Origin of the sequence: Paenibacillus rubinfantis, from assembly GCF_001486505.1 — a bacterium.
GTDB lineage: Bacteria > Bacillota > Bacilli > Paenibacillales > Paenibacillaceae > Fontibacillus > Fontibacillus rubinfantis.
This window is the reverse complement of sequence record NZ_LN909063.1, coordinates 318,253-342,730: the sequence shown is the minus strand read 5'-3', so window position 1 is coordinate 342,730 and position 24,478 is coordinate 318,253. Positions and strand designations below refer to the sequence as shown.

Below are 24,478 nucleotides of genomic sequence, written 5' to 3'. Positions count from 1 at the left end.
GATGGACTTTTCCTCTTCCAATATTCTTCCCTTTTGCCCTTCTGCCCTTTGCAGCAAGGGCTTTTTTGTTGTTCCCAAATCCATGGTTCAAAATTAGATTGCAAGATTTAAAAATTAAGATATATTAATTTTAGACAAAATGCGAGACTTCGATGTAAATGATTGGAGAACATTGAAAGGAGACTATTAATGAAGAAAAATCTATACGCCAAGGTGATGACCAGCGCCGCGCTGCTCAGTGCAATCGCGCTGCCCGCCCAAGCAGCCACCGAATTGACCGATATCCAGGGTTCTTATGCCAAAGATGCCATTCAGGAATTGGTCGACGCGGGGATTCTGAACGGTACAGGGAACGGGAAATTCAATCCAACGGGGAAAATCCAACGTCAGGATTTCGCAATTATTCTTGCCAAAGCCTTGAGCTTGGATATTGATCAAGCCCCGGCATCCGCTACATTTAGTGATGTGCCTCCGGAACACTATGCTTATGCTTATGTTGAAGCGGCAAAGAGGGCTGGACTGATCAGCGGCTATGGGAATAGGGTTTTTGGTACGGGCAATCAGTTATCACGGCAGGATATGGCGGTTATTTTCGTGCGTGCCCTTGGAGTCGACGCCACCGGCAAAGGAGCCGACCTGACCTTCTCCGATGCGGACGCCATCGCCGATTATGCCAAAGACGCGGTGGGCGCCGCTGTGGAGCTTGGCTTACTTTCCGGTACCGGTAACGGTCGGTTTGACCCCACCGGAAATGCGGAAAGACAGGCCGTAGCCTTAGTCGCCAGCAACTTTCTAAAAAAAGCGGAAGAATACAAAAGTCAACCGCCGGCGGGAGATTCTCCGTCCTCCGATGAACCCACTACACCACCGGCTGAAGCGGACAAGCCGGTTGTACCTACAACCCCATCAACTCCCTCCGTCCCGAGTTCTGGGGGAAGCAGCGGCGGTGGCAGCAGCTCCCCGCAGCCTGATGTGACGGCACCAACGGTAACACTTTTGTCTTCTTCACCGGTTACGATCGGAGGTACGGTGGCCGCGCGAAGCAGCGAATCCGGTACGCTCTATCTCATTCCCGGACCCAACACTCCAAGAACGCGATCCGAACTGGATTCGCTTAGCTCCGGCCGCGGGGTCGCTGCGGCTTCGGCCAATGAAACTACACTGATCCCAACCTCCGGACTGTCGGAGCGGACCTACCGAGTTTTTGCGGTTGATGCCGCGGGGAATGTGTCCACTCCCTCCGATGGGATCGAGCTTGTCGAAGGGTTGAGTGAATTAAATCTGTCGGTGAAACCGGAAGCCCGTTTTTGGCTGAACAGCGGGGCTTCGACTAGCTCGGTTCTATTGGATAGTGTATCCTCGGATCCATTATCCCACAACACGCGCAACATCAACGATCTGATTGAAATTACGGAAGGTACAACCCCGTTACGAATCGGGGATTACTTGGACTTTTATTGCTTCGAAGTGCTGGATTCGTCTAATCACAAGGTAGCTAACCTTGTTGTTGAGTCAAAAGGACCGTGGATTGAGTTGTCTGAAGATCCAACGGCTACAGGAATGACGATCACCCCCGTCGAGGCAGCCGATCAGGATAGTGAAGAATCCCTCGTGTTTACGCTTTGGAGCGATAGTGGCAGGAACTTAGGCAGTACGGAGCTTCCCATTATATTCGATGAAGAGCCCCCTACTGTAACTGATAGCACTTACGTAGATGGGGGAATCACGTTACAGTTCGATGAGGAGGTCCTAGTACGGAACCTTATCCTCACGTATTCTTCTGATGACTTTGCCTCCAGCGAAGAGATGAGACCTGGACATGAATACAACCTAATCACATTAGATCATCGTACTTATCGAATCGAACTGACGACGGAATTCCTTTCTGCTCTTACTTCCCCTGTGAAGGTTCGGATCAAAGCTGATTCGGTATACGATCATGCCGGGAATCGCTTCGATCCGATGGAGATTATCGAAGAAACAATAAATTAATCACCCCACCCCAAGAACGGCCCCCGGCCGTTCTTTTTTCTGAACCGATAAGTTCTCGCCGACGAATTAAACCAAAATATGATATAACAATATTAATGTGTTTGATGAAAATGATTCCTCAGGAAGTGAACTTGTGAGTATAGAGAAAAAACCAGGTAAATTCGTGCAGCGCCTAGTGTTGTCCGTGGTGCGCGCGATGATCCGGAGCCGCTCCCGGATGAAAGTTGAGCGGAATGATACGGTGGGCCTGAAGCCGCCTTATCTGATTTTGGCGAACCATGTTACCAACTGGGATCCGCTGTACATCAACTGCTACGTGGACGAGCCGATCAGCTTCGTTGCCGGGGCATCCCTGTTCCGTAACCCGCTGCTCGCCAAGCTGCTGAATTATACCGGGGCGATCCCCAAAGCCAAATTTAAAAACGATACGCGCACGATCCGCGGCATGATGAAAGCCAAGCAGCACGGGCGGGTCATCGGCTTGTTCCCAGAGGGAAACCGGAACTGGGACGGGACAACCGAGCCGCTAATTTACTCCACGGCCAAGCTGGTGAAGCTGCTGGATCTTCCGGTCGTCATCGCGACGATTTCCGGCGGCCACCTGTCGTTCCCTCGTTGGGCCGAAAGCCATCGCCGGGGCCCCATTCGGATCTCCCTCGTGAAAAAGTGGGACGCCGGCGCATTCACCAACCATACGCCGGAAGCGATTCATGACCTGCTGACGGAAGCGTTGGCGCATGACGACGCGGAATGGCAAACCCAAACCGGGTCCGCTTACTACGGCAAAGCCCCGGCTCATTACCTGGAGCGCCTACTGTTTATTTGCCCGCACTGTGAGGTACCGGGCCGCCTTCGCTCCGAACAAGACCTGTTCGGCTGCACGGCCTGCGGCTACACGGTTCGCTATACGCCGCAGGGCAAGTTCGCCCCGTTTACCCATCTCTTGCGTTTCCCCACCACGCGGGACTGGAACCGCTGGCAGCTGCACCGGCTCAGCCAGGCGATCCAAGAACCGGGACAGCTGGCTGCCTGGGAACCCGTCATGCACGATCGGGTACATCTGTATGTTTCGGAAGGAGAGCAACCCTTTCAATTCCGGGGAACGGGACATTTGCGATGGAACGCCGACCAGGAAGCTTCCCTTTCTTATCAGGCGGAGGCTGGACAAACGTATACCTTCCCGTTTGAGGAGATGGAGGGCATCAATGTACAGCTTCACCACAAGTTCGAGTTTTACGTTGGCGATAAGCTGTACCGGTTCCTGTTCTTCCAACCAAGAACCTCGGCTTACAAATGGCTTCAATTTATCAACGCGCTGAAACCGCGTACACCACGGCACAACTAGGAGGTTCTCCCCTTGGATAATTCATGGTCCTTCGTGATTGACTTTACCTTTCTCTCTCTGTTGATGGTCGTATCGGCCATCCTCAAGGCGCGCATTCCGCTGCTGCGCAAAATCATTGTCCCCACCTCCATGGTCGCGGGTATCTTGGGATTGCTTGTTGGCCCGGAGCTGCTCGGCTGGCTCCAATTTGATCTCGACCGTCTGGGTCAACTCGTCTATCACCTGATGGCCATCGGGTTTATCGCTCTCTCCCTCAAGGAACGGGAGGTATCGAACAGCCCGGCGGTATTGCGATCCGGCATGCTGATCGTATCGACGTACCTAATTCAAGGATTGGTGGGGTTTGGGCTGCTTCTGCTCCTGACGAAGTTCTTCTATCCCGACATGTTTCCGGGTATCGGATTGCTGCTCCCACTGGGCTACGGACAAGGTCCGGGACAAGCCTATTCGATCGGCAGCCGCTGGGAGGCACTGGGACTGGAAGGCGGCGCAAATCTCGGCTTGACGATCGCCGGGTTTGGCTTCATCTGGGCGGTGATTCCCGGGATTATCCTGATGAATTTCCTGATCCGCCATCCCAAATATAAACGGACGGCCTTCGACTCCCACAAGGAGCGGACCGAGGTCACGGAAAAATCGGAAGAGGGCGAAATTCCGCTGAGTGACGCGATCGACAAGCTGACCTACCAAATCGCGTTGATCGGCTTCATTTATCTCGTCACCTACTTGACGTTACGCGGGCTGGAGGCGGTACTCACGCCGCTTGGAACCTATGGCGAAACGCTGGCTCAACTGTTGATCGGCTTCCACTTCCTCATCGGCAGCCTGTATGCGATGTTGTTTCGGTGGATTCTCAACCGTTGGAAGCAAGCGGGCTTCCAACTGGAGCATTCCCCCAACAACTATCTGTTGCAGCGCATCTCCGGTTTCTCCTTCGATTACATGATCGCCGCCTCCATCGCCGCGATCTCGATTTACGCGCTGAAGCAATACCTGACCCCGGTGCTTATCCTAACAACGGTTGGCGGACTGGTCACGGTGTGCTTTATCATTTGGTTAGTGCCACGGGTGTTGCCGGAGGATAAACTGCCGAATATCCTTGGTTTTTACGGCATGTTAACCGGAACGATCTCCACCGGGCTCGCGCTTGTCAAAGCTGTCGATCCGAAATTCCAATCGAATACGACGGACAATCTGGTCATGGGCAGCGCGAGCGCGATCCTATTCGGCTTTCCGCTGCTGCTGATTTTGAACATTCCGATCGTCGGATACCTGCAGAATCAGCCGGTGATGTACCTGTACACCTTCGCCGCCTTGTTCGTTTATTTCGTCATCCTGCTGGGGCTGCTGCTATACCGGTCCCGAAAAACAGCGGCCTAAGCCAAATCAGCAGACGAAAATCCCCACCCTCTTTCAACAAGAGAGTGGGGATTTTTCTATCGACGTTTTATTTCGCCGGTTGGGTAAGGTTCGCTTTGCGGAACCCTTGGTAACTGTCCAGGACGGCGGCCAACATGTAGGCGAACAACGCCAGCCACATAATCCATCCGGAGCTGAAACCGGACACTCCCGAGAGTTCAGGTCCAAAAATATCCTCCATTTTTGCAGTGAAACCTGAGGACAGCAAATCGGCATTACTAATCATGGCGGCGAACACCACCAGCGAAAGGACGTGGTTCGCCACGTTCAGGAACGCGATTGGCACCGTCCATTGGGAAACGATCCATTTGTAGATGGCCAGAATCACATCCAATGCGAGAATCAGCACAACAAACGGCCAATACGCAACCAGGACCTCCTGATTAAAGACCGGAGTGGTCATCTCGATGCCGAATCGACCCGGCTCATAGACGCCAATCAACCGATCTGCGTTAAAATAGACGCTTCCCCAAATCGCCGTCCACATCAGGTTGGCGAAAACCTCGCTTTTCTTGATCACTTTCTTTGCGGGGACATAACGAGTATCCTTCAAGTCATCCGGTGTCCAAGCCTTGAACTTGCCGTTCAGCGGCAGTTCCTTGCCGGTTCCCGTACGCTCCAGAATAACAAACGCCAGGGTAATCCAAAAAACGGTCTGCACCCCTGCACCAAGCACCACCTCGATGGCTTTGCTGAGCAAGCTCGCCGCGGCATCCGCCGGAACCACTTCACCGGAATACGTGATGATTTGGTTGGCGATAAGCGAAAGGAAGGTAATCACGACCACGACCGGGACAACCATTTTTAATACCTGAACATAAGTGTCATAGAAACGCGGCCCGATCAGATGCGCCGGTTGATCCCGATACTGAGCAGCCAATACGGCCGGATCACCCAATTGGGTGAGCGCCTCCTTCACTTCGGCTTCGCTAGGTTCCTCCGGCAGCATATCCTCGATCGTGGAGCGCAGCTCCAGCGCGATGTCGTCCCGGTTCCGTTCCGGCAGCCGTCGAGTCACTTCGTAAACGTAAAGCTCAATCAGATCCGTTGGTTTCATTATCCTTCTCCCCCTTCAATAACGTGTATAGCTCCTGGGAGGTCTTCTCCCATTCCGCCTTCAACTTCTCGAAAATCTCTAAGCCAAACGCGCTCAGCACGTAGTAACGGCGCGGGCGGCTCTCCGTTGTGTCCCAACTGCTCGTCACGAGCTCCTGCTTCTCCAACCGGCGCAACAGCGGATACAACGTGCTTTGATCAATGGTGATCCCGGACTGCTCCAGCCGTTGAACGAGCGAATACCCGTATTGCGGCGTCCGCAACTGGCTTAGCACGGCCAAGGTCAACGTTCCGCGGCGGAGTTCCGTGATCAAGGAGTTCAATAAGTCGTTCATTCTCCCACCTCGTTGTTTCATCCTGTTTTTCGTATACTGTATGTCGTACATGATGTCTTATACTATGCATCATACACTATTGTTTGACATCAAGCAATGGGCGCCACCAATTATTTTTTAGAGGCTTATGTAAAAAAGATCCCGCCTCGTGAGCGAGGCAGGATCTTCCGGTATTTTCAATTCACTAGTCTGCTTGCTTTATTCGTTCAAAAAAGTCGTCGCCCGGTTTTGCATCAGCTTCGCGGCTTCCTCTGTTGTCGTTAAGTAGACCAGCGTAATGCCGAAAAACTGGCGGGCCGGGCCGGCACCTTCCACCTGGGCGGTCTCGTAATAGTCCTGGGGAATTTGCTGCAAGCCGGCCAAAAACAAAATGACGTTGTAGCCGAGGTTCTTCCACAAATACACCATCAGGACGACATAACGAGCTGCTCCGGTTTTCATCCAGTCCACGCGTTGGATGCCGATGTGGCCCAGCAGGTAGTTGAAAACCCCGTTCCAGTCAAACACCATCTGCCAAATCAGAATAACCGATGCCACCGGTACAACCAGCGGCAGTACATAAGAGGTGCGCAGCCATTTCCGCAGGTAAACCTGCCGATTCAGCAACAGAGCTAGTCCCAGGGACAATCCCAGCAGCAGCGGGACACCCAGCGCGCTGAAATACAGCGTGTTGGCCGCAGCCTTGCGGAACGAAGCGCTGGCGAGCAGGTCGCGGTAATTTGCCAAGCCCACAAAGCTTCCGCCAGAGGTGCCGCTCTCGAAGGAGTAGAAGAGACTCATGCCAAACGGGATTAGATAAAAGAGCGCGAACCCCACTACGCTTGGCGCCAGGAACATCCCTGCCGCCGCCGCATCCCTGCAACGCCATCTGGCCAATCCCGACAAGGCCCGGCTTTGGCGCGCACGCCAAAAAACCCACTTTTTCATTTCCCAATCCTCCTGCTGTTCTTGCTCTTCCAGCTTAAGGTGGACTGTTAAAATCAAAAGTGGGGTAATTTTAAACTTTTCCTTAAATTCAGCTTCCCGTGAGTAAGGGCAACCGCACCTCAAATTCCGTGCGAATCAGATCGCTTTGCACCGAAACGGAGCCCTCATGCTGCTCCACGATATTTTTGGCGATAAACAGCCCCAACCCGGTGCTGCCCTCCTGGTGCGTCCGCGCCCGGTCGCCCGTAAAAAACATATCAAACACATGCGGCAGCTCTTCCTGCGGGATGGAATCCCCGTAGTTAGTCACGCGCACGACCACTTCTTCCCCGTCCAGCGTCCCGCGGACGTCGACGTACTCCCCGTCTTTGCCGTAACGAACGGCATTGGACAGCAGATTCTCGAAGACGCGGGCGAGCAGGTCGCCGTCGCCGGAGATCATCAGCTGGGGTTCGGTTTGCAGGCGGGCGGTCAGCTCGTTTTTTTCAAATACCGGATACATCTCTTCGGTTAATTGAACGAGCAGCTCGCTCAGGTCAAGCGGCCGGCGGTGAATGTTCAGCTTCCCGTAATTCATCCGCGTAATTTCGAACAGCTCATCGATCAGCTTCTCCAGTCGCTGCGACTTGGTGTAGGCAATCGTCGTGTAATGCTTCATTTGCTCCGCAGTCAGATCCTTGCCCTGCAGGATGAAATCCAGATATCCGATGACGGAGGTCAGCGGCGTACGCAGGTCATGGGCCAGGTTGAGCACCAGCTGCTCCTTGCTGTTCTCGGCAAAGTCGCCCCGTTCCACCGCTTGCTGCAGCTTCTCGCTGGCCAGATTGATGTCCCGCGCAATCTCCCCGAATTCATCGCCGGAGGGCACATGAACCCGGTGGTTGAAATCGCCTCCCGCCAGCTGGTTGATCCCCCGGGAAATCTCCCGAAAGTAAGCGACGTAACGCCGGGTGAGCAGATAAAAATATAAGAACGAGAGCGGGATAAAAATAATCAGAAATACGTTGATGTCGCCGATCTCACGCATGACCCGGCGGACGTCATAAAGCGGGTCCTCGCGGAGCAGCGTATGATAGTATTCCCGCAGCGCCAGGTAAACCAGAAAGGTCGTCCCGGCGGACAGCAGCATGCTGAGCCCGAACAGCCGGATCATTTGGAAGCGAAAACTGCGAAATTTCGGTTTGTCCGCGTAATTATCCATTGAACGTATACCCTACTCCCCAGACGGTTTTGATCAGCTTGTTCTTGTGCTGGTCTTCCCCCAGCTTCTTGCGCAGGGTTCGGATATGCACCATGACCGTGTTCCCGCCTTCAAAATACGCTTCGCCCCAGACCTTCTCGAAAATATGCTCCGAGCTGAACACCTTCTTCGGATGGCTGGCGAGCAGCACTAATATATCAAACTCCTTGGGCGTCAGCTCCACCGGCTCGCCGTACAGGAACACCGTCCGCTGCTCGGGATGGATTACGAGCCCTCCGGCTTCCAGCACCGTCTCGTCCACCGCAGCGGCGACCGAAGGATTCAATTGGATAAAGCGCCGCAGTTGGGCATTCACCCGAGCCACCAGCTCCATCGGGTTAAACGGCTTCGTCATGTAGTCGTCCGCTCCCCGGACCAGGCCGGTGATTTTATCGAGGTCACTGGCTTTGGCGCTGAGGAAAATAATCGGTAGATGATACTTCTTCTCGCGGATTTGCCGAGTCACCTCGTACCCGTCGATCTTCGGCATCATGATATCCAAGATCGCCAGATCCACGGATTGCGTCTGGATGACGTCCAGCGCCTCCTGCCCGTCATACGCCTTGATGCAGCGGTATCCTTCCCGAGCCAGGTGCAGTTCGATCAGGTCGGCGATTTCCGCCTCATCGTCCGCAATCAATACCGTGATGGGTTTCATCGATCATCGCTCCTTTTCATGGACAGCATAACCGAAGAGCGCTCACGATTTCAAATGTTCGTTCAGCACGTTTTCTTCCAAGACGTCATAGCCGCCGTATACCTTGCAGATATGCTGCTCGCCCCAGGCACACAGCGCATCCAAAATCCCGCGCAGGCTCTCCCCATATTCGCTGAGCTCATATTCAACCCGAGGTGGAACCTCTTGATAGACGATTCGCCGTATGACGCCGTCGGCCTCCAGCTCGCGCAGCTGCTGGGTCAACATTTTCTGGGTGATGTCGGGCATCAGCCGTTTTAATTCACTGGTCCGTTTGCGGCCGTGCGTCAGGTGGCACAGGATCACGCATTTCCACTTCCCGCCGATCACCTCCAGCGTCGCCTCCACGGAGATATTGTATTTCTTCGCTTTCATATTTTGCTCCTTTCATAGGCACTTCAAGGTGCCTACACTACTTTTTGGTGCCTATATCACTTTAAAGTGCGTACTTCTCACAAAGAACCCTATCCCCCATAATAGCATTTGTCGCTCGCTTCTGCACAAGTCCCGCAGATGGCGGCGAACATCAAACCACATCAACATAGGAGGTTAGGGAAGCTTATGAATCCTCAAAAAAGCACCTTGGCGCTGCTGGCCTTGGCGATCAGCGCCTTTGCCATCGGGACTACCGAATTTATCAGCGTGGGTCTGCTGCCTTTAATCGCCGAAGACCTGCACATCGCCACCACGACGGCAGGACTGACGGTTTCCTTATATGCATTAGGCGTGACCTTTGGCGCCCCGGTACTCACCTCGTTAACGGCGCGGATGTCGCGCAAAACATTGTTGCTTTGGATCATGGTCGTGTTCATGATCGGCAATGTTTTGGCCGCTGCAGCGACCGGGATCGGCATGCTGCTCGTCGCAAGGGTCGTCTCCGCCTTCTCGCACGGCGTATTCATGTCGATCGGTTCCACGATTGCCGCCGACCTGGTGCCGGAACACCGCCGGGCCAGCGCTATATCGATCATGTTCACCGGTTTAACCGTAGCGACGGTCACCGGCGTTCCTCTGGGCACCTTTATCGGACAGCAGCTGGGCTGGCGCGCGGCATTTATCTTGATCGTCGCCGTCGGACTGCTTGGCTTCATCTCCAATAGCCTGCTGATTCCGTCCGGCTTGCGGAAAGGGACGCGAACCGCGTTGCGCGACCAGGTGAAGCTGGTGACGAACGGGCGGCTGCTGCTATTGTTTTTAATCACTGCCTTGGGTTATGGCGGCACCTTTGTCGTTTATACCTACCTGTCGCCGATCCTGCTTGAAATTACGGGCTTTAAAGAAAGCGCCGTCGCCGTCATATTGCTCGTGTACGGCGTCGCCATCGCCATCGGCAACATGGTTGGCGGCAAGCTATCCAATCGCCAGCCGGTGCGGGCTTTGTTTTATATGTTTCTCGTTCAGGCGTTGATCCTGCTGGCTCTGCTGTTTACGGCTCCATTTAAAACCGCCGGCCTGGTGACCATCTTCCTCATGGGGCTGCTGGCCTTCATGAACGTCCCGGGGCTGCAGGTCTATGTCGTCATGTTGGCAGAGCGGTTTGTCCCGTCCGCCGTCGATGTCGCCTCCGCGATCAACATCGCGGCCTTTAACGCCGGGATCGCCCTAGGCTCTTATCTGGGCGGGGTCATCGCCGATTCAATCGGCCTCATCCATACTTCATGGATCGGCGCGCTGATGGTTGCAGCTGCCGTGGTTCTCACCGGCTGGAGCCGTGCCTTGGAAAAGAAAGATCAACAAGGAACACAAGTTCAACATGCCATTCCACATCAAACTCAACAGGAGGTTTCATGGTTATGATTACCCATTTACAAGATACCACTACCCTGCACAACGGAGTCAAAATGCCTTGGCTTGGCCTTGGCGTATTCCAGGTCGAGGAAGGACAAGAGTTGGTGAATGCGGTCAAATCCGCGATCACGCACGGCTACCGCAGCATCGATACCGCCGCCATCTATGGCAATGAATCGGGCGTCGGCCAAGGCATCCGCGAAGGCCTGCAGCAAGCCGGCATCCCGCGCGAAGCGCTGTTCGTCACCTCCAAAGTCTGGAATGCCGACCTCGGTTACGAAGAGACGCTGGCCGCCTATGAAACAAGCCTGAATAAGCTTGGGCTGGACTATCTTGACCTGTACCTGATCCACTGGCCGGTGGCGGGCAAATACAAAGACGCCTGGCGAGCGCTGGAGACGCTCTACAAAGCCGGAAAGGTCAAAGCGATCGGCGTCAGCAACTTCCAGGTCCATCATCTGGAGGACTTGATGGCGGACGCGGAGATCGTGCCGATGGTTAACCAGGTCGAATACCATCCGCGTCTGACGCAGCGGGAAGTGCAAACCTTCTGCCGCGAGCGCGGCATTCAGATGGAGGCCTGGTCCCCGCTGATGCAAGGGCAATTGCTGGATCATCCTTTCCTGCAGGAGCTTGCCCGCCAATACGGGAAATCCGTCGCGCAAATCATCCTCCGCTGGGATTTGCAGAACGGCGTGGTCACGATACCGAAGTCGACCAAGCCGCACCGGATAGCGGAGAACGCGGACGTATTCGATTTTGCGATAACGGCCGAGGATATGGAACGGATCAGCGCTTTGAACGAGAACCTTCGCGTCGGCCCGGACCCCGACCACTTCGATTTCTAAACACGCCAAAAAAGAGCAGATACCGTGGATCCGCTGGATCCTTCGGGTCTGCTCTTTATCAGCTGTAGGGGCCGATTTCGATTCGGTGATGCTCCGTCTCGTAGGTGTGGTCCTTGTAGATGCCGTTCTCTTTGACCGAGAATTCGGCGACCGCATAAATTTCATACGTCCCGATCCGATCGATCCGGGTTTCGAAAAACTCGTTAATATCCGTTTCTCCCCCCATGCTGCGAACGACCGCGCTGTCCACTTCGGAAATCGTATTCACCCGGTTGCCCGAGCTGTCCACGATCAGGTAATGGAACACCCGGGGCCGGCTCTGCAGCTCAAACCGGGTTTTGGACAGATTATGCAGGCTGGCGATCAGCGTAAACGTTTGGTCTAAACCGGCGCGCTTCGGAACGGATAACTCTACGGTGAAGGGGCCTTCCGCATCCTGGGCCGGATCCGCGGCGTCGGCTGGTCTCAGCTGGTTCAACGCCTTGTTGACCGGATCGAAGGTGCCGCATCCGGCAAGCAGGAGCGATAACAGCACGACCGTCAAACCTAGCGCGTATTTTTTCAAAACATACCACCTCGAAATAAAAAACGTGATCCCGCCTGTTATGCGGCAAGCGGTGTAAAGAAAGGGTACCCCAAAGGTACCCCCGAAATCAAGGGAGGGCCTTAGGCCGGCCCGGCGGATTAACGGTTCGCTTCCCACCAGCTTAAGTACGGGTAGGCGTTTAGGGCTTTCCAAGGCGACGTCTGGTAGATTCCGAAATGTAGATGCGGCAAAAACAGGCCGGAGGTCCCTTCCGGGCCATAGCCGGTGCTGCCGACATAACCGATAAGCTGGCCTTTCGTCACCTTGCTGCCCGGTCCGATTCCCTCCGCATAGCGCGATAGATGCGCGTAGTAAAATGCGGTGGAGCCGTCGACGCGCACGGTCAATCGCCAACCGCCTAGTTCGTTCCAGCCATAGTTGATGACCTCTCCGGCCATCGCGCTGTACACGGGGGTTCCTTCCTCGGCAAAAATATCGATGCCCTCGTGCGTACGCTGCGCGGATCCCTCTTCCGCCCAGGCCCGGCCATCGCCATAACTGTTCGTCATCGGCGTGTACGTCCCTTTCGCAAGCGGGAAGAAGCCGTTTTCGAACCGGTCCGGCTTGGCTACGGTGCTGGTTATTTTCGCTTCGGCCGGCAGGTTGATCTGCAAGCCGGCCCAGATATTGTTCGGATTCGATAATTGCGGGTTCGCTTTCAGGAGCGAGTCGAGCGTGACATTGAATTTCAAGCTGATCAACCACATCGTTTCCCCATTTTGCACGGTATATGCGGTCGTTCCCGGAACCTGCAACACCTGTCCCGGATAAATCCAGTCACCGGTTAACTGATTCATCGTTTTAAGTTGTGTCGTGCTGATTCGGTAGGCATTTGCGATTTTCCACAGGGAATCCCCTGACTTGACGGTATACGATGCAGCCTGTGAAACGCCCCCAAACAGCAGGGTGCCGATGATCGCCCCGGCGATGCCCAGCATCCACTTCTTGTTACCCATGATGTCAACCCCTAGCAGATGAAATTGTTGGACTACTTCCATTTTACAGGAAATCGGAAGGAGGGATAAGCGGTGAATTCTGGAAGATCCATCACGGGCGGAAAGCGGGCTGCATAAAAAGACGGAGGATGCGCAAGTTACGGTTAATTATGCGGATATGGAGGGATTTACCTTATGGAATTGGATTGGATTTGGAAATCCGTCATTTTGGCGCTGGCCGGCATGGTGCTCTTGCGGATCGCCGGGAGGAAATCCATCTCGCAAATGACGGCCGCTACAATAGTCAATATGATTTCGATCGGAACCATGATTACGATAACCAAAGTGTATAAAACCTTGGGCTAAGTACAAATGTCAAACTAAGGATACATAAAAAGGCCCAAATTAGTGTTCCTTTCTGTTACCTCCAAAGCAGTAAATTGAGACCATTATTTTCCGTTTCATTTGAAATTATGATAAAATATAGAAAAAATAAGACAAGAATAAACGGAGGCTGAATTAATGAAAAAATTCGCTATTATAGTTTTGTCTTTTGCCGTTATTTTGGGGTTAATTGGAGGGTTCATTTGGTATAAAGGGTACTGTATGAGATGTTTACCTGAAGGAGAACTCCTAAATGAAAGTAAATCATTTAATGGTGAATATGCAATTCAAACATACATATATTGGGGGTCTCTGGCTACATCAGATCCTTCGATTAGAGGCGAACTAATCTGGGATAATGGCAAGAGAAGCAAAAATATCTATTGGAATCCAGGGGAATCTGAAGCACAAGTAAATTGGATTGACAATAATACAGTGGAAATCAATGGACATCAAATTAAGTTACCTAATCAGGTGTTTGACGGAAGGAGACACTAAAAAGAAAGAAAGCTCTATTTGCAAATAGAGCTTTCTTTCTTTTTGAATTAGGGAACTGCATTAAAGGCACTATTTACTGTTGTAGCATTCCATGGTTGCCCATTGAGCACAACTCTTTTGTAAAGTTCAATACCAATTTTAATCATTCTTTGATCCTTGGGATCGTCATAGTAAGAATTAAAATCACCCATATTGAAACCACCATTATCAACAATGGAGGCAAGCCCTGCAGCAGCATATAACGTGGTATCCGTGAAGTATGCTTTTCCTACAAAACCGTAGTGAATGTTTCCGAAGTCTTCACCAGTTAGGCTTTTACCAAAAAAACCATAGGAAGTTGAATAACCGTAAGTTCTTTTATAATCCCACGGTCCTCCGGATTTAACCTTTTGAAGGAAATAATTATAACAAAGTGTATCTTTTCCGTAGGGGCTTATAAGAGCATATTCTGGGGCCGTCCAGTAGTAGGACGTCTGGTTATCAAAGTTGTAATAATTACTAGTCATAATGTTTGCCCAGTCGTTTGACTTGTTAGGTAAATCAGGATCAACAAAAATACCAATATCATTGTTGCTGCTACTAATCGAAGCGAAAGCTGACACTGGGGAAAGAACTAAAATAAATACGAGGAGAAAAAAAGATACAGGCAAGATTTTTTTTCATAAGGCACCCATCCTTCCATAAATTTTGATACAAAGGATTAATTTACCTTTAATATCAAAGTCTATTATAATCCAATAGATATTAGATTACAAGATATGGGATTATTGTTTATTATAGGAATGATTAAAAAGTGTCTTACGATAGTGTAAGAATGCGATATATTTTTATCTTCAAGAAGAGGACCACAAATATGGGGAAGATTATTCGGTTTCCTATGCGAAGAAATGAACCGGGATCACGCAGCTACTTTTGAATGATCAAAAGAAATCCCAAATTGCAGTAAATTTTGAGCGATTTATGAACCGGGAATAGACGGCCTCCCCGAAACCATACTAATACCAGCTTTATCCAAACCACATACGATGGAGGCTGGCCGTAATGGAGCAAAAAAGAATGAACTTGCTGATGTTCAGCGGTGATTACGACAAGGCGATGGCCGGGCTGATTTTGGCGAACAGCGCGCGGGATATCGGCGTGGAGGTGACGATGTTTTTTGCCTTCTGGGGCCTGTTTCTGGTGCGGGATCCGGAGAAAATGACGCTGGAGGACAAGACGTTGTACGAGAAGCTGATGACCTGGATGACGCCCAAAGGGCCGGACGAGCTGCCGCTCTCGAAAATGAATTACAGCGGGCTTGGCAAATGGATGCTGAACGAAATGATCGAAGACCAGGAAGCTCCCCGGCTGATCCACTTCCTCAAAGGAGCCCGCAAGAAAAACATCAAGTTCTACGGCTGCAAGCTGTCGGTGGAGATTATGGGCTTCAAGCCGGAGGAGTTCCTCCCGGAGCTGGAGATCATCGAGGCCCAAACGTACCTGCGCGACGCGCTGGAATCGGACATCCAGCTGTTTATTTGAAACCGAGGCGGTCTTAAGCAAGCCGCTCGTCCCCTTTGTGGACGTTTTTTGAACTCTCTCCCTTAACCCTGACCCCCCTAGGCGAATACACATAACCTAAAGCGTGATTACAGTTCCTTAACAGGGGGAGACTCGGCTTGCTGGAGACAGAAGAATTGGAATTCGAGGTTTACCGTGAAAATACGATCGGTTACCGCCACCGATACGTTACGCCGTATGGGACGCAAACGTTGCTGTATGCCGATTGGGCTGCCAGCGGCCGCCTGTATCGGCCGATCGAAATGAAGCTGACCCGGGAGCTGGGTCCGCTCGCGGGCAATCCCCACACCGCCGCCAGCTTGACCGGCACCGCCATGACCGCCGCTTACGAGGAGGCCAAACGGATCGTCAAGCACCACGTCCACGCCGGCCCCAACGACATCCTGTTATTCGAGGGGACAGGGATGACGGGGGCGGTGAACAAGCTGCAGCGGCTGCTTGGGTTAAAAGCCCCCGCCGCTTGGCGGGCGGCTTACCGGAGCGGAATGGCCGAACAGGAGCGGCCGGTAGTTTTTATCACGCATATGGAGCACCACTCCAACCATATCTCCTGGGCGGAAACGATCGGCGAGGTCGTAGGTATCCCGCCGGGAGCCGACGGCCGCGTGGATCCGGCTTGGCTGGACGTCCTGCTCCGCCGCTACCAGGACCGCCGCATCAAAATCGGCGCGTTCACCGCCTGCTCCAATGTGACCGGCTTCGTAACGCCGATTCACGAGCTCGCTCGGGTGATGCATCGGCACGGCGGCATCTGCGTGGTGGATTACTCCGCCAGCGCCCCGTACGTCCCGATCGACATGCATCCGCCGGGAGCGCCGGAGGAGCGGCTGGACGCCATCCTCTTCTCCCCGCATAAGTTCCTGGGCGGCCCCGGCACGAGCGGGGTGCTGGTGATGGATGCGGGGCTCACCGCCGGGGCGTCGCCGGACCGCCCGGGAGGCGGCACGGTGTCCTGGACCAGCCCCTGGGGCGAAGTCCAGTACCTGGCCGACGCCGAATCGCGGGAGGATGGCGGCACGCCGGGGGTGATGCAGGCGTCCCGTACCGCGTTATGCCTGCGGCTCAAGGAGCAGATGGGCGTCGGCCGCCTGCTGCGCCGGGAACGGGAGCTGACGGACCGGCTGCTGACGGAGCTTGAAGCCGTCCCGGGCCTGAACATCCTGGGCGGGCATAGCCGCGAGCGTCTCGGGATCGTCTCGTTCACCTTGGAGCCGGTCCACTATAACCTGGCCGTCAAGCTGCTGAACGACCGCTTTGGCATCCAGGCCCGCGGCGGCTGCTCCTGCGCGGGTACGTACGGCCATTATCTGCTGGGTATCGACCAGGCCGCCTCGCAGCGAATCGCCCGCCGGATCGCCAGCGGCGATTTCACCGCCAAGCCCGGCTGGGTCCGGATTTCCCTGCATCCGATGATGACGGCGGACGAAGTCGCTTTTATCGGATACGCGCTCCGTCAAGTGGTCGCGCAGGGTAGAGATGGGGCCCGGGACTATTCCTACGATCCACGAACCAACGAGTGGAGCCACCGGCGCGAAGAAACCCGAATTAACCTGGACGAATGGTTTCGCTTGCCGGATCCCACCGCCAGGGACAAGGGAGACCTTGCAGATGTATCCCGCCGAACCATTCATCCAGGGGCTTAAGCGCAGCCCAATCTTTCGCTCCTGCCAGCACTTGGCGACCGAGCTCGGTGAGGGCCACGAGGCTGTCGGCATCCCCCGCCAGTGGCCGGTCTATGCTCGGCGGTTCCTCCCAGCCCTTGATGCCTAACAGCGCAAAGGGCTCTTTGGCTAGCGCCGCCAGACGATAACGGAACTCCACATCCCCCAAGCCAAGCCTGCTCAACCGACGCCCCACTTCGCGAAACAGGTCATAGGGGCGTTGGGTCCCTTGGGCGACCAACTCCAGCACCGCCTGCTCAACGCAGCCAAGCCCGTTCACCGTGGAAGGCAGCCGGGAGAGATGGCTTAGGATCGCTTCGCGCATATAAGGCAACGGGGACAGATCCTCTTCAAGGAGTGCAATCAGGCCCTCTGGTTCTGACGAGGCATAGGCCTCCCATACCTGTAGGTCCCCTTGAACAACCCCTTGCCGAAGCTGATCGGCTACCCCATCGCCGTTCACCACATGCAGCATCGCTTCCCCTCCTTCGTGCGTTCGTTCATTAGTGGCAACTCAACTGGACGGCTCAGCGGGAATGGCCGCCGCATCTGGTTCGGAAACCGCCGGGATCTCCTTGCGTTTGGCCCCCTGCCCGGCGCTGCGGGAGCCGTTTCGGTTCGCCAAGTACACCCCGCCGAGGATAAACACCAGCCCGGCCAGCAATCGCCAGCTCACCGGTTCATTCAGCAGCGTGAACCCCCAAATAATCGCGCTGGCCGGAACGAGATACGTGACGGTGGTGGCGAATTGCGGGGTGCCTTTTTGGACCATAAAGTAGAACAAAATATAGGCCACCCCCGAACCAAACACGCCAAGCCCAATCACCGCGCCTAGCGTAGGGAGCTGAGCCAGCGGGGCCAGCGAGTCCCGCTCAACGATCAGCGCCATCAAGCCGCTGCCGCCCATCGCGCTGATCAAGGTGCCGAAGGTCACCTGATACATTGACAGCCCACCGGACAACCGCTTGGACAGGTGCGTGCCGACGGCATAACACAACGTCGCCGCCAGCATGCAGGCGAACCCCAGCAGGTCCACCGAGGCGAGCGAGGTTGGACTGACGCCCACAAGTACGAGCAAGCCCAGGAAGGCGATCCCCATCCCGACCCACTGCATGCGAGTCGTGGCGACGCGGAAGAAGATGACGCCCACGACCAGTGTCCAGAGCGGAGTCGTGGCGTTGAGCACCGACGCCAGGCTGCTCGTCAGCCGCGTCTCGCTGAAACCGATCAATGCCCACGGTATCGCCGTGTTGATCAACGCCATAATGACCATCGCCAGCCAAGGAATCGAACGGAACCCAAACGGCTTGCGCAAGACAAGCATCACGCCCGTAATCGTTGCCAACCCAAAGACGGAACGCAGGAACGCTACGGTCCAGGGGCCGAAGTCGGGCAGCAGGATTTTGATGAAGAAAAACGAACCACCCCAAATTAAACTAAGCAAGATTAATGCAAAATACAGCGTACGTCCCACTCTTATCCCTTCTTTCTAGGATCGCTCGGGCATATCTAATAACGTAACCCGGATCTCTCATGATCTTGATTGTATCATGGGCATGCCTCGATGTTCATCGAAGCATGCCTGTAAATGGTGAGGAGGTATAGATGAAAGTCGAGGAAGCTCGAAAAGTTGCCGCCCGATGGGTCGCCCAACACGCCAGCCGGGAAGCCGGTTTCCGGGGAGCTTACTTCAGCGGTTCCACGGTAGGATTACCGGGAGAAGCCGAGCTTGCGGAGAGCTCCGACATCGATCTGATCGTCGTCACCTCGTTGGCTGCGCCTCCGGCGAAACCGGGTAAATTCCGTTTTGAGCAGGCGTTACTTGAAGTAACCTACCTGTCCTGGAACCAGCTGGCTTCCGCAGAAACCGTATTATCGGATTACCATCTGGCCGGGAGCTTCCGGACGGATACGATCATCGCCGACCCCACGGGGCGGCTGCGCCGGCTCCAAGCGGAAGTGGCCCCCCGCTTCGCCGAGAAGCCTTGGGTCCTGCGGCGTTGCAGGCATGCGCTGGCCCGGATCGAACGCGGGCTGCGCGGAATCGATCTCGCGGCACCCCGGCAGGACCAGGTCCTGGGTTGGTTGTTCCCGACCGGGATTACAACCCATGTGCTGTTGACCGCCGCGCTTCGCAACCCCACCATACGGCTTCGCTATCTGGCGGTCCGCGAGGTGCTCGAAGCGTATGGGCTTGGCGCGACCTACGCCGAACTGCTGCAACTCCTCGGCTGCTCCCAGCTCACCGCCCGGAGGACGGAGGAGCATTGGGAGGCGCTGGAGCGCACGTTTGACACGGCGGCAGCGCGGGCTGCCACGCCGTTCCCCTTCTCGAGCGACATCACCCCCAGCGCGCGTTCAGTCGCCATCGACGGCAGCCGCGAGCTGATTCAGCGCGGCCGCCATCAGGAGGCGGTGTTCTGGATCACCGCCACATTTGCACGCTGCCACAAAATTCTGGCGGCCGATGCTCCCGAGGAAGGGGAGCGGCTCGCCCCGGATTTCCTGGCCCTGCTGACCGACCTTGGCGTCGGGACAACCGAGGCCTTGTTGCGACGAGCGGACGAGGTGCTCCACTATCTGCCCCGCCTCATGTCGGCGGCGCTGACCATCGTGGACGCCAACCCGGACATCCATCCCGGCTCAGCTTGACCCGCAGGATCGGCAAAAGCCCCCAATCTTCGGTGAGTTGGGGGCTTATACGATCTAGCGTTGCTTATGCGGTTTAGTCGATGCGAAGCTCGCCGTCGTAAGAGGTGATGATCTTGTACAGATCCGGCCGGCGGTCGCGGAAGATGCCCCATTCGATACGTTGGATCTCCAACTGATCGAGGTCAAATTCCGCCACAAGTACGGTCTCCTCCGTACGGTCGGCTTCCGCCACTTTGTTGCCTTGCGGGCCGGCGATAAAGGACGAGCCGTAGAACGTGATACTCGATTCTTCATCGGTTTCCGTGCCGACGCGGTTCGAGGCGATGACCGGCACCAGGTTGGAAGCGGCATGCCCCAGCATGCACATCTGCCAGTGATCCCTGGAGTCGATCGAGCCGTCCTGCGGTTCGGAGCCGATCGCCGTCGGGTAGAACAGCAGCTCTGCGCCCATCAGGGCCATGCAGCGAGCCGCTTCCGGGTACCACTGATCCCAGCAGACGCCTACGCCGATTTTGGCATAGCGGGTCTTCCACACTTTAAACCCGGTGTCTCCCGGATTAAAATAAAACTTCTCCTCATACCCCGGCCCGTCCGGGATATGGCTTTTGCGGTAACGGCCGAGCACCTCGCCGTCGGCGTCGATCACGGCCAGCGAGTTGTAGCGGGCGTTATTCTTTTTCTCATAGAAGCTGATCGGCAGGACCACTTCCAACTCCTTCGCTACCTTGCGGAAATGCTGAATCGCCGCATTCTCCTCCATCTCGGTCGCATAGACGTAGTAGTCGGATTTTTCCTTTTGGCAGAAATAAGGGGTTTCGAACAGCTCCTGCAGCAAAATAATCTGCGCCCCCTGCCGGGCCGCTTCCCGGACCAGCCGATCCGCCTTCGCGATGTTCTCGTCTTTATTACATGAGCAGCTCATTTGCGTCGCTGCCACTTTCACGTTTCTCATGTCGTTGGTCGAACCCCCTTCATTATCATTTATGATTTATGGGCGTCTAGCCGCCATTTGCTGTGTGGTGCAGTGGACGTTGCCGCCTTCGCGGATAATCGCCATGCCGTCGACGGTGCGGATTTTGCGATCCGGGAACGTCTCGCTTAGCACTTGGACGGCCTTGCGGTCGGTTTCCGCCGCGGCGCCGCCAAAGATCGGTAAGATGATGCCGTCGTTGACGAAATAGAAGTTCAAATAGCTTAACGTCAACCGGCTCTCCTCGTAAAACGCCTGCGGCGGCTGCGGGATCGGGATGATCTCCAGTTTGCGGCCTTGGGCGTCCGTTGCTGCGCTGAGGATCGCGATATTTTCCTGCGTGATGGCATAGTTCTCATCATTTGGATCGTCGCAGACCTGCAGGATCACCTTACCCGGTGCGGCGAAGCAAGCGACGTTGTCGATGTGACCGTCCGTTTCGTCCCCGCTAAGCCCGCGTTTCAGCCAGATAATTTGGTCGACGTTCGTAAAGTTCTTGACCGCCGCCTCGATCTCTTCCCGGCTCATGTGCGGGTTGCGGTTCTTGTTCAGCAGGCACTCCTCGGTCGTCAGCAACGTGCCTTCTCCATCCGTATGAATGGAGCCGCCCTCCAGCACCAGCGGAGCATCAAACCGCTTAACGTTCAGGGCCTCGAGAATTTGCGGCGCGACCGCATCGTCCAGATCCCATGGCGAATATTTGCCGCCCCAAGCGTTAAAGCCCCAATTAACCCCGGCCAGCTCGCCTTCGGGATGGACAAGGAACGTTGGCCCATTGTCACGCAGCCAGGCATCGTTATGCGCAATCGGCATAAAAGAGATGCGTTCCGCGTTCGGGTCCTGCTCGAAACGAGCCTGCACGTTGTGCAAATCGTCCGGGTTCACGACAACTGTAATCGGTTCAAACTCGGCGATCGCCGTAATGAATTCGGCATACCCTTCGCACACCTCGGCATACCGGTCGGGATAGACCATGGACTCCTGCACCGGCCAGGAGATAAAAGTACGTTCATGCGGCGCCCATTCGGCCGGCATTTTATAGTTTAAGTCTTTAGGATACATCGTTTCCTCCACTACCAAAGAATTTATCGTTTCAAACTAGATTTCGGGGCGGCCCGCCTACTCCGAATGGCTTCTCCATGCCACGGATGCCCCTGATGGTTGTTCCCCATGCTCTAACGCGGATGAGTCACGCTATTTGAAGGATTTCCTTGTTGTACCATTTCTAACGACGCTGTAGATCGTTATTTCCAACAAACCGCCCAATTTCGGCTCGGAAAATAGGATTTAAGCACGGTGAGCAGCGTTAAAAGGAAAAATCGGCGATTTGAGCCGACTTAAGCGCTGTGGCAAGCGTTAGACTTGCGGAAGAGCCTAAAATTCTAGCGCGTTCACCCAATTTACCATGATATCATATAACAAAATTTCCGCACCTACAAATGGAAGTGTTGCCCGAAAAATCAATGCCTGATTTTCGGCGGCACCGTCTCGTCGCAAGCGATATAATGGGGAAATCAAAAGGATAGCTAAGGAGGACCCGGACTGTCATGATTCCCGCCGAACGAAAAGAAGCATACTATCAAGCTTTGCTGGAGAAAAAACCGGAGTATGAAGGGGTGTTTTACGTCGGGGTAAAAACGACCGGGGTCTTCTGCCGCCCGACCTGCCCGGCCAGAAAACCTAAATTCGAGAACTGCGAATTTTACGAAACCGCGAAGGAAGCGCTGCTTGCCTCGTTCCGGCCGTGCCAACGCTGCCGCCCGCTGTCCCACCCGAACCAGGTCTCCGATTTGGTTCGCCAATTGGTGGAAGCGGTGGAGGCCAACCCGGAGAAGCGCTGGAGGGACGAGGATTTCCGGCAGCTGTCCATCGATGCGTCCACGGCACGCCGCCAATTCAAGAAGCGCTTTGGTATGACCTTCGTGGAATATGCCCGCGCCCGGCGCATGGGGCTGGCGCTTGGAAACATCCGTTCCGGCCGCCCAGTGATCGACGCCCAGCTCTCCATGGGATATGAGTCGAGCAGCGGCTTCCGGGACGCCTTCTCCCGGATAATGGGCGCGGCGCCAACCCGCCTGGAGGAGGGTCGGGTATTGCGGGCGACGTGGATCGATACGCCGTTGGGACCCATGATTGCCATCGCTGATGAGGAAGCGTTGTACTTGCTCGAGTTCGTCGACCGCCGCGGTCTCGAACGCGAGGTGGAGCGGCTGCGCCTGCGGACGAAATCCGCGATCATCCCGGGGGTGACCGGCCCCATCCGCTCGATTGAGCGGGAACTCGCGTTGTACTTCGAGGGGCAGCTCACCGAGTTCGCCACCCCGCTGCACCTGCTCGGTACGCCGTTCCAGCAGCAGGTGTGGGCGCGGCTGAGGCAAATCCCTCCGGGGGAGACGCGCTCGTACGCCGAGCTTGCCGCAGAGGTCGGCCGCCCGTCGGCCTTCCGTGCCGTCGCTCAAGCCAACGGAGCCAACCAGCTGGCCCTCGTCATCCCCTGCCACCGCGTGATCAACGCGAATGGCGATCTCGGGGGATATGGCGGCGGACTGTCGCGAAAAAGCTGGCTGCTGAAGCACGAGAACCAAAAAGGAGGAGCTTATAAAGCCTTTTCGAATCAAGCCAATTGAGCTTGCCGGGCGGGGCAAGTTAAATGAGCTAATCAAGCAGCTTTAGAGGATCCGCCTAATGGAATCAGCCTTATTTGCCTCTCCCGGTCGCTTATCCCTTTCCGATTATTGTCCTTGGCATAGGGTAATCTAAAAGGAGAGGGTTCCATGAAATCTCGCAAGGACCAATTAACGATTATCTTAAGAAAAGGCAGACAACGGCTGGTCGCCAAAACGCCCCTTCCGGGGGTGGATCGGGTGGTTGTGGTCGTGAATCGCCAGTTCACCAACGCGCCTAACACAACGCAGATCGCCAGCGGTGCGGGGCATAGCAGCGCCGGCGGCAGCAATGCGGCGATCCGTTCGCCGTATGTGCGGCAGCAACAGAGCGTTGGCGCAGGCGGCAAAGCGTTTAATAAGGACGGCAAAAGCGGTCCGATGGGGGGACGGTGGAGCCGCAAAGGCCAGCGTGATGGACACGGCTTGAGCCACCGCGGTAAAGAGGTCGTGATCGTGGTGAACGACCAGGTGGTTAAGCTGCCCCGCGGCCAGCAAAACGCAGGCGCCACGCAAGTGGCCAGCGGCGGCGGACGATATAGCACCGGCGGCACCAACTCCGCCATCAGCAGCCCCGGGACGCGCCAGCAGCACGGCGGCAGCGTGGCCGCGAACAAGTACGGCCGCCGCAAGAAGGCCGGCCGGAAGCGCGGGCGGTGACGCACGGGTGGTGATGCGCGGGGCGGTGACGTGAGGCGGTAGCCAGCGGCGGTGACACAGGACGCCGTCGGCTGTAGAGCGGGCGTTGACGTGAGGCGGTAGCCAGCAGCGGTGACACAGGACGCCGTCGGCTGCAGAGCGGACGGTGCGAAGCTGTAGCGCAGGACGGTGAAGCGAGGCTGTAGCCCTGCGCGGTGGCGGTGGCCCGCTAAGCGGTGGTGCGAGGCTATAACTCGGAGCTTAGCGCAACACGGTGTCGTTG

Annotated in this window: 24 protein-coding genes and 1 pseudogene; 12 read left to right on the top strand and 13 right to left on the bottom strand. The window is 55.4% G+C overall.

The annotated features are described in order from the left end of the window. Nucleotides 1–189 precede the first annotated feature (189 nt). The 3 genes from BN3277_RS06670 (at nt 190) to BN3277_RS06660 (ending at nt 4,717) form a co-directional block, all read left to right on the top strand. A complete protein-coding gene (locus tag BN3277_RS06670; RefSeq protein WP_059041494.1) occupies nt 190–1,992 on the top strand; it encodes an S-layer homology domain-containing protein in 1,803 nt (600 codons plus the stop codon). A 133-nt stretch (nt 1,993–2,125) separates the two neighbouring features. Continuing rightward, the gene (locus tag BN3277_RS06665) at nt 2,126–3,337 is read left to right on the top strand and encodes a lysophospholipid acyltransferase family protein (protein ID WP_059041493.1); all 1,212 of its coding nucleotides are present in this window, start codon (nt 2,126–2,128) and stop codon (nt 3,335–3,337) included. Nucleotides 3,338–3,349: 12 nt separating this feature from the next. Further along, a complete protein-coding gene (locus tag BN3277_RS06660) occupies nt 3,350–4,717 on the top strand; it encodes a sodium/glutamate symporter family protein (RefSeq protein WP_059041492.1) in 1,368 nt (455 codons plus the stop codon). Between the two features lie 67 nt (nt 4,718–4,784). On the opposite strand, the gene BN3277_RS06655 is transcribed toward BN3277_RS06660, so the two are convergent. The 6 genes and pseudogenes from BN3277_RS06655 to BN3277_RS06630 form a co-directional block, all read right to left on the bottom strand. After that, nucleotides 4,785–5,813, bottom strand: coding sequence for an HAAS signaling domain-containing protein (locus tag BN3277_RS06655; protein WP_059041491.1), 1,029 nt, complete (start codon nt 5,811–5,813; stop codon nt 4,785–4,787). Continuing rightward, entirely contained in the window at nt 5,791–6,147 is a 357-nt protein-coding gene (locus BN3277_RS06650; protein WP_059041490.1) for a PadR family transcriptional regulator, read from the bottom strand. The genes BN3277_RS06655 and BN3277_RS06650 overlap by 23 nt, the downstream gene beginning before the upstream one ends. Nucleotides 6,148–6,399: 252 nt before the next feature. Next, nucleotides 6,400–6,984, bottom strand: a pseudogene (locus BN3277_RS06645) (carbohydrate ABC transporter permease); the annotation flags it as partial. Between the two features lie 178 nt (nt 6,985–7,162). Then, nucleotides 7,163–8,275 carry a sensor histidine kinase gene (locus BN3277_RS06640; RefSeq protein WP_059041488.1) on the bottom strand — a complete coding sequence of 371 codons (1,113 nt, stop codon included), beginning with the start codon at nt 8,273–8,275 and terminating at the stop codon, nt 7,163–7,165. After that, entirely contained in the window at nt 8,268–8,972 is a 705-nt protein-coding gene (locus tag BN3277_RS06635) for a response regulator transcription factor (RefSeq protein ID WP_059041487.1), read from the bottom strand. Before BN3277_RS06635 ends, BN3277_RS06640 begins: the two co-directional genes overlap by 8 nt. A gap of 42 nt (nt 8,973–9,014) precedes the next feature. After that, nucleotides 9,015–9,386, bottom strand: a complete 372-nt coding sequence (locus tag BN3277_RS06630) for a winged helix-turn-helix transcriptional regulator (RefSeq protein ID WP_059041486.1) — start codon at nt 9,384–9,386, stop codon at nt 9,015–9,017. Between the two features lie 186 nt (nt 9,387–9,572). On the opposite strand from BN3277_RS06630, the gene BN3277_RS06625 reads away from it, so the two are divergent. Both BN3277_RS06625 and BN3277_RS06620 read left to right on the top strand, forming a co-directional pair. Beyond that, nucleotides 9,573–10,808, top strand: coding sequence for an MFS transporter (locus BN3277_RS06625; protein ID WP_059041485.1), 1,236 nt, complete (start codon nt 9,573–9,575; stop codon nt 10,806–10,808). Continuing rightward, nucleotides 10,805–11,647 carry an aldo/keto reductase gene (locus BN3277_RS06620; protein WP_059041484.1) on the top strand — a complete coding sequence of 281 codons (843 nt, stop codon included), beginning with the start codon at nt 10,805–10,807 and terminating at the stop codon, nt 11,645–11,647. The genes BN3277_RS06625 and BN3277_RS06620 overlap by 4 nt, the downstream gene beginning before the upstream one ends. Before the next feature lie 58 nt (nt 11,648–11,705). Here the strand turns inward: BN3277_RS06620 and BN3277_RS06615 are convergent, their stop codons facing one another. Together BN3277_RS06615 and BN3277_RS06610 are read right to left on the bottom strand one after the other, a co-directional pair. Continuing rightward, on the bottom strand, nt 11,706–12,212 hold the full coding sequence (locus tag BN3277_RS06615) for a hypothetical protein (RefSeq protein ID WP_059041483.1): 507 nt from the start codon (nt 12,210–12,212) through the stop codon (nt 11,706–11,708). 119 nt (nt 12,213–12,331) lie between these two features. Then, nucleotides 12,332–13,189, bottom strand: coding sequence for a M23 family metallopeptidase (locus BN3277_RS06610; RefSeq protein ID WP_059041482.1), 858 nt, complete (start codon nt 13,187–13,189; stop codon nt 12,332–12,334). Between the two features lie 174 nt (nt 13,190–13,363). Between BN3277_RS06610 and BN3277_RS25300 the strand changes: the two genes are divergently transcribed. Further along, nucleotides 13,364–13,534, top strand: a complete 171-nt coding sequence (locus BN3277_RS25300) for a DUF421 domain-containing protein (protein WP_392396620.1) — start codon at nt 13,364–13,366, stop codon at nt 13,532–13,534. A 156-nt stretch (nt 13,535–13,690) separates the two neighbouring features. Then, nucleotides 13,691–14,050 carry a DUF5412 family protein gene (locus BN3277_RS06605; protein ID WP_059041481.1) on the top strand — a complete coding sequence of 120 codons (360 nt, stop codon included), beginning with the start codon at nt 13,691–13,693 and terminating at the stop codon, nt 14,048–14,050. A gap of 47 nt (nt 14,051–14,097) precedes the next feature. Here the strand turns inward: BN3277_RS06605 and BN3277_RS06600 are convergent, their stop codons facing one another. Then, a complete protein-coding gene (locus tag BN3277_RS06600; protein WP_059041480.1) occupies nt 14,098–14,700 on the bottom strand; it encodes a polymorphic toxin type 44 domain-containing protein in 603 nt (200 codons plus the stop codon). A 391-nt stretch (nt 14,701–15,091) separates the two neighbouring features. On the opposite strand from BN3277_RS06600, the gene BN3277_RS06595 reads away from it, so the two are divergent. Both BN3277_RS06595 and BN3277_RS06590 read left to right on the top strand, forming a co-directional pair. Further along, on the top strand, nt 15,092–15,571 hold the full coding sequence (locus BN3277_RS06595; RefSeq protein WP_059041479.1) for a DsrE/DsrF/DrsH-like family protein: 480 nt from the start codon (nt 15,092–15,094) through the stop codon (nt 15,569–15,571). A 137-nt stretch (nt 15,572–15,708) separates the two neighbouring features. Further along, nucleotides 15,709–17,253: an aminotransferase class V-fold PLP-dependent enzyme gene (locus BN3277_RS06590; RefSeq protein ID WP_059041478.1), complete on the top strand. Its 1,545-nt coding sequence runs from the start codon at nt 15,709–15,711 to the stop codon at nt 17,251–17,253. Here BN3277_RS06590 and BN3277_RS06585 read toward each other — a convergent pair. Together BN3277_RS06585 and BN3277_RS06580 are read right to left on the bottom strand one after the other, a co-directional pair. After that, nucleotides 17,156–17,746, bottom strand: a complete 591-nt coding sequence (locus BN3277_RS06585) for a hypothetical protein (protein WP_059041477.1) — start codon at nt 17,744–17,746, stop codon at nt 17,156–17,158. The two genes, BN3277_RS06590 and BN3277_RS06585, sit on opposite strands and share 98 nt — an antisense overlap. Before the next feature lie 39 nt (nt 17,747–17,785). Next, nucleotides 17,786–18,745, bottom strand: coding sequence for a DMT family transporter (locus BN3277_RS06580; protein WP_059041476.1), 960 nt, complete (start codon nt 18,743–18,745; stop codon nt 17,786–17,788). 131 nt (nt 18,746–18,876) lie between these two features. Here BN3277_RS06580 and BN3277_RS06575 point away from each other — a divergent pair, with 131 nt between their 5' ends. Then, nucleotides 18,877–19,923, top strand: coding sequence for a hypothetical protein (locus BN3277_RS06575; RefSeq protein WP_059041475.1), 1,047 nt, complete (start codon nt 18,877–18,879; stop codon nt 19,921–19,923). 73 nt (nt 19,924–19,996) lie between these two features. Here the strand turns inward: BN3277_RS06575 and aguB are convergent, their stop codons facing one another. After that, nucleotides 19,997–20,875 carry an N-carbamoylputrescine amidase gene (aguB, locus tag BN3277_RS06570; protein WP_059041474.1) on the bottom strand — a complete coding sequence of 293 codons (879 nt, stop codon included), beginning with the start codon at nt 20,873–20,875 and terminating at the stop codon, nt 19,997–19,999. Between the two features lie 36 nt (nt 20,876–20,911). After that, the gene (locus tag BN3277_RS06565) at nt 20,912–21,955 is read right to left on the bottom strand and encodes an agmatine deiminase family protein (protein ID WP_059041473.1); all 1,044 of its coding nucleotides are present in this window, start codon (nt 21,953–21,955) and stop codon (nt 20,912–20,914) included. A gap of 485 nt (nt 21,956–22,440) precedes the next feature. Here BN3277_RS06565 and BN3277_RS06560 point away from each other — a divergent pair, with 485 nt between their 5' ends. After that, a complete protein-coding gene (locus tag BN3277_RS06560) occupies nt 22,441–23,520 on the top strand; it encodes a bifunctional transcriptional activator/DNA repair enzyme AdaA (RefSeq protein WP_059041472.1) in 1,080 nt (359 codons plus the stop codon). A 147-nt stretch (nt 23,521–23,667) separates the two neighbouring features. Further along, entirely contained in the window at nt 23,668–24,216 is a 549-nt protein-coding gene (locus BN3277_RS06555) for a hypothetical protein (protein ID WP_059041471.1), read from the top strand. Nucleotides 24,217–24,478 lie beyond the last annotated feature (262 nt).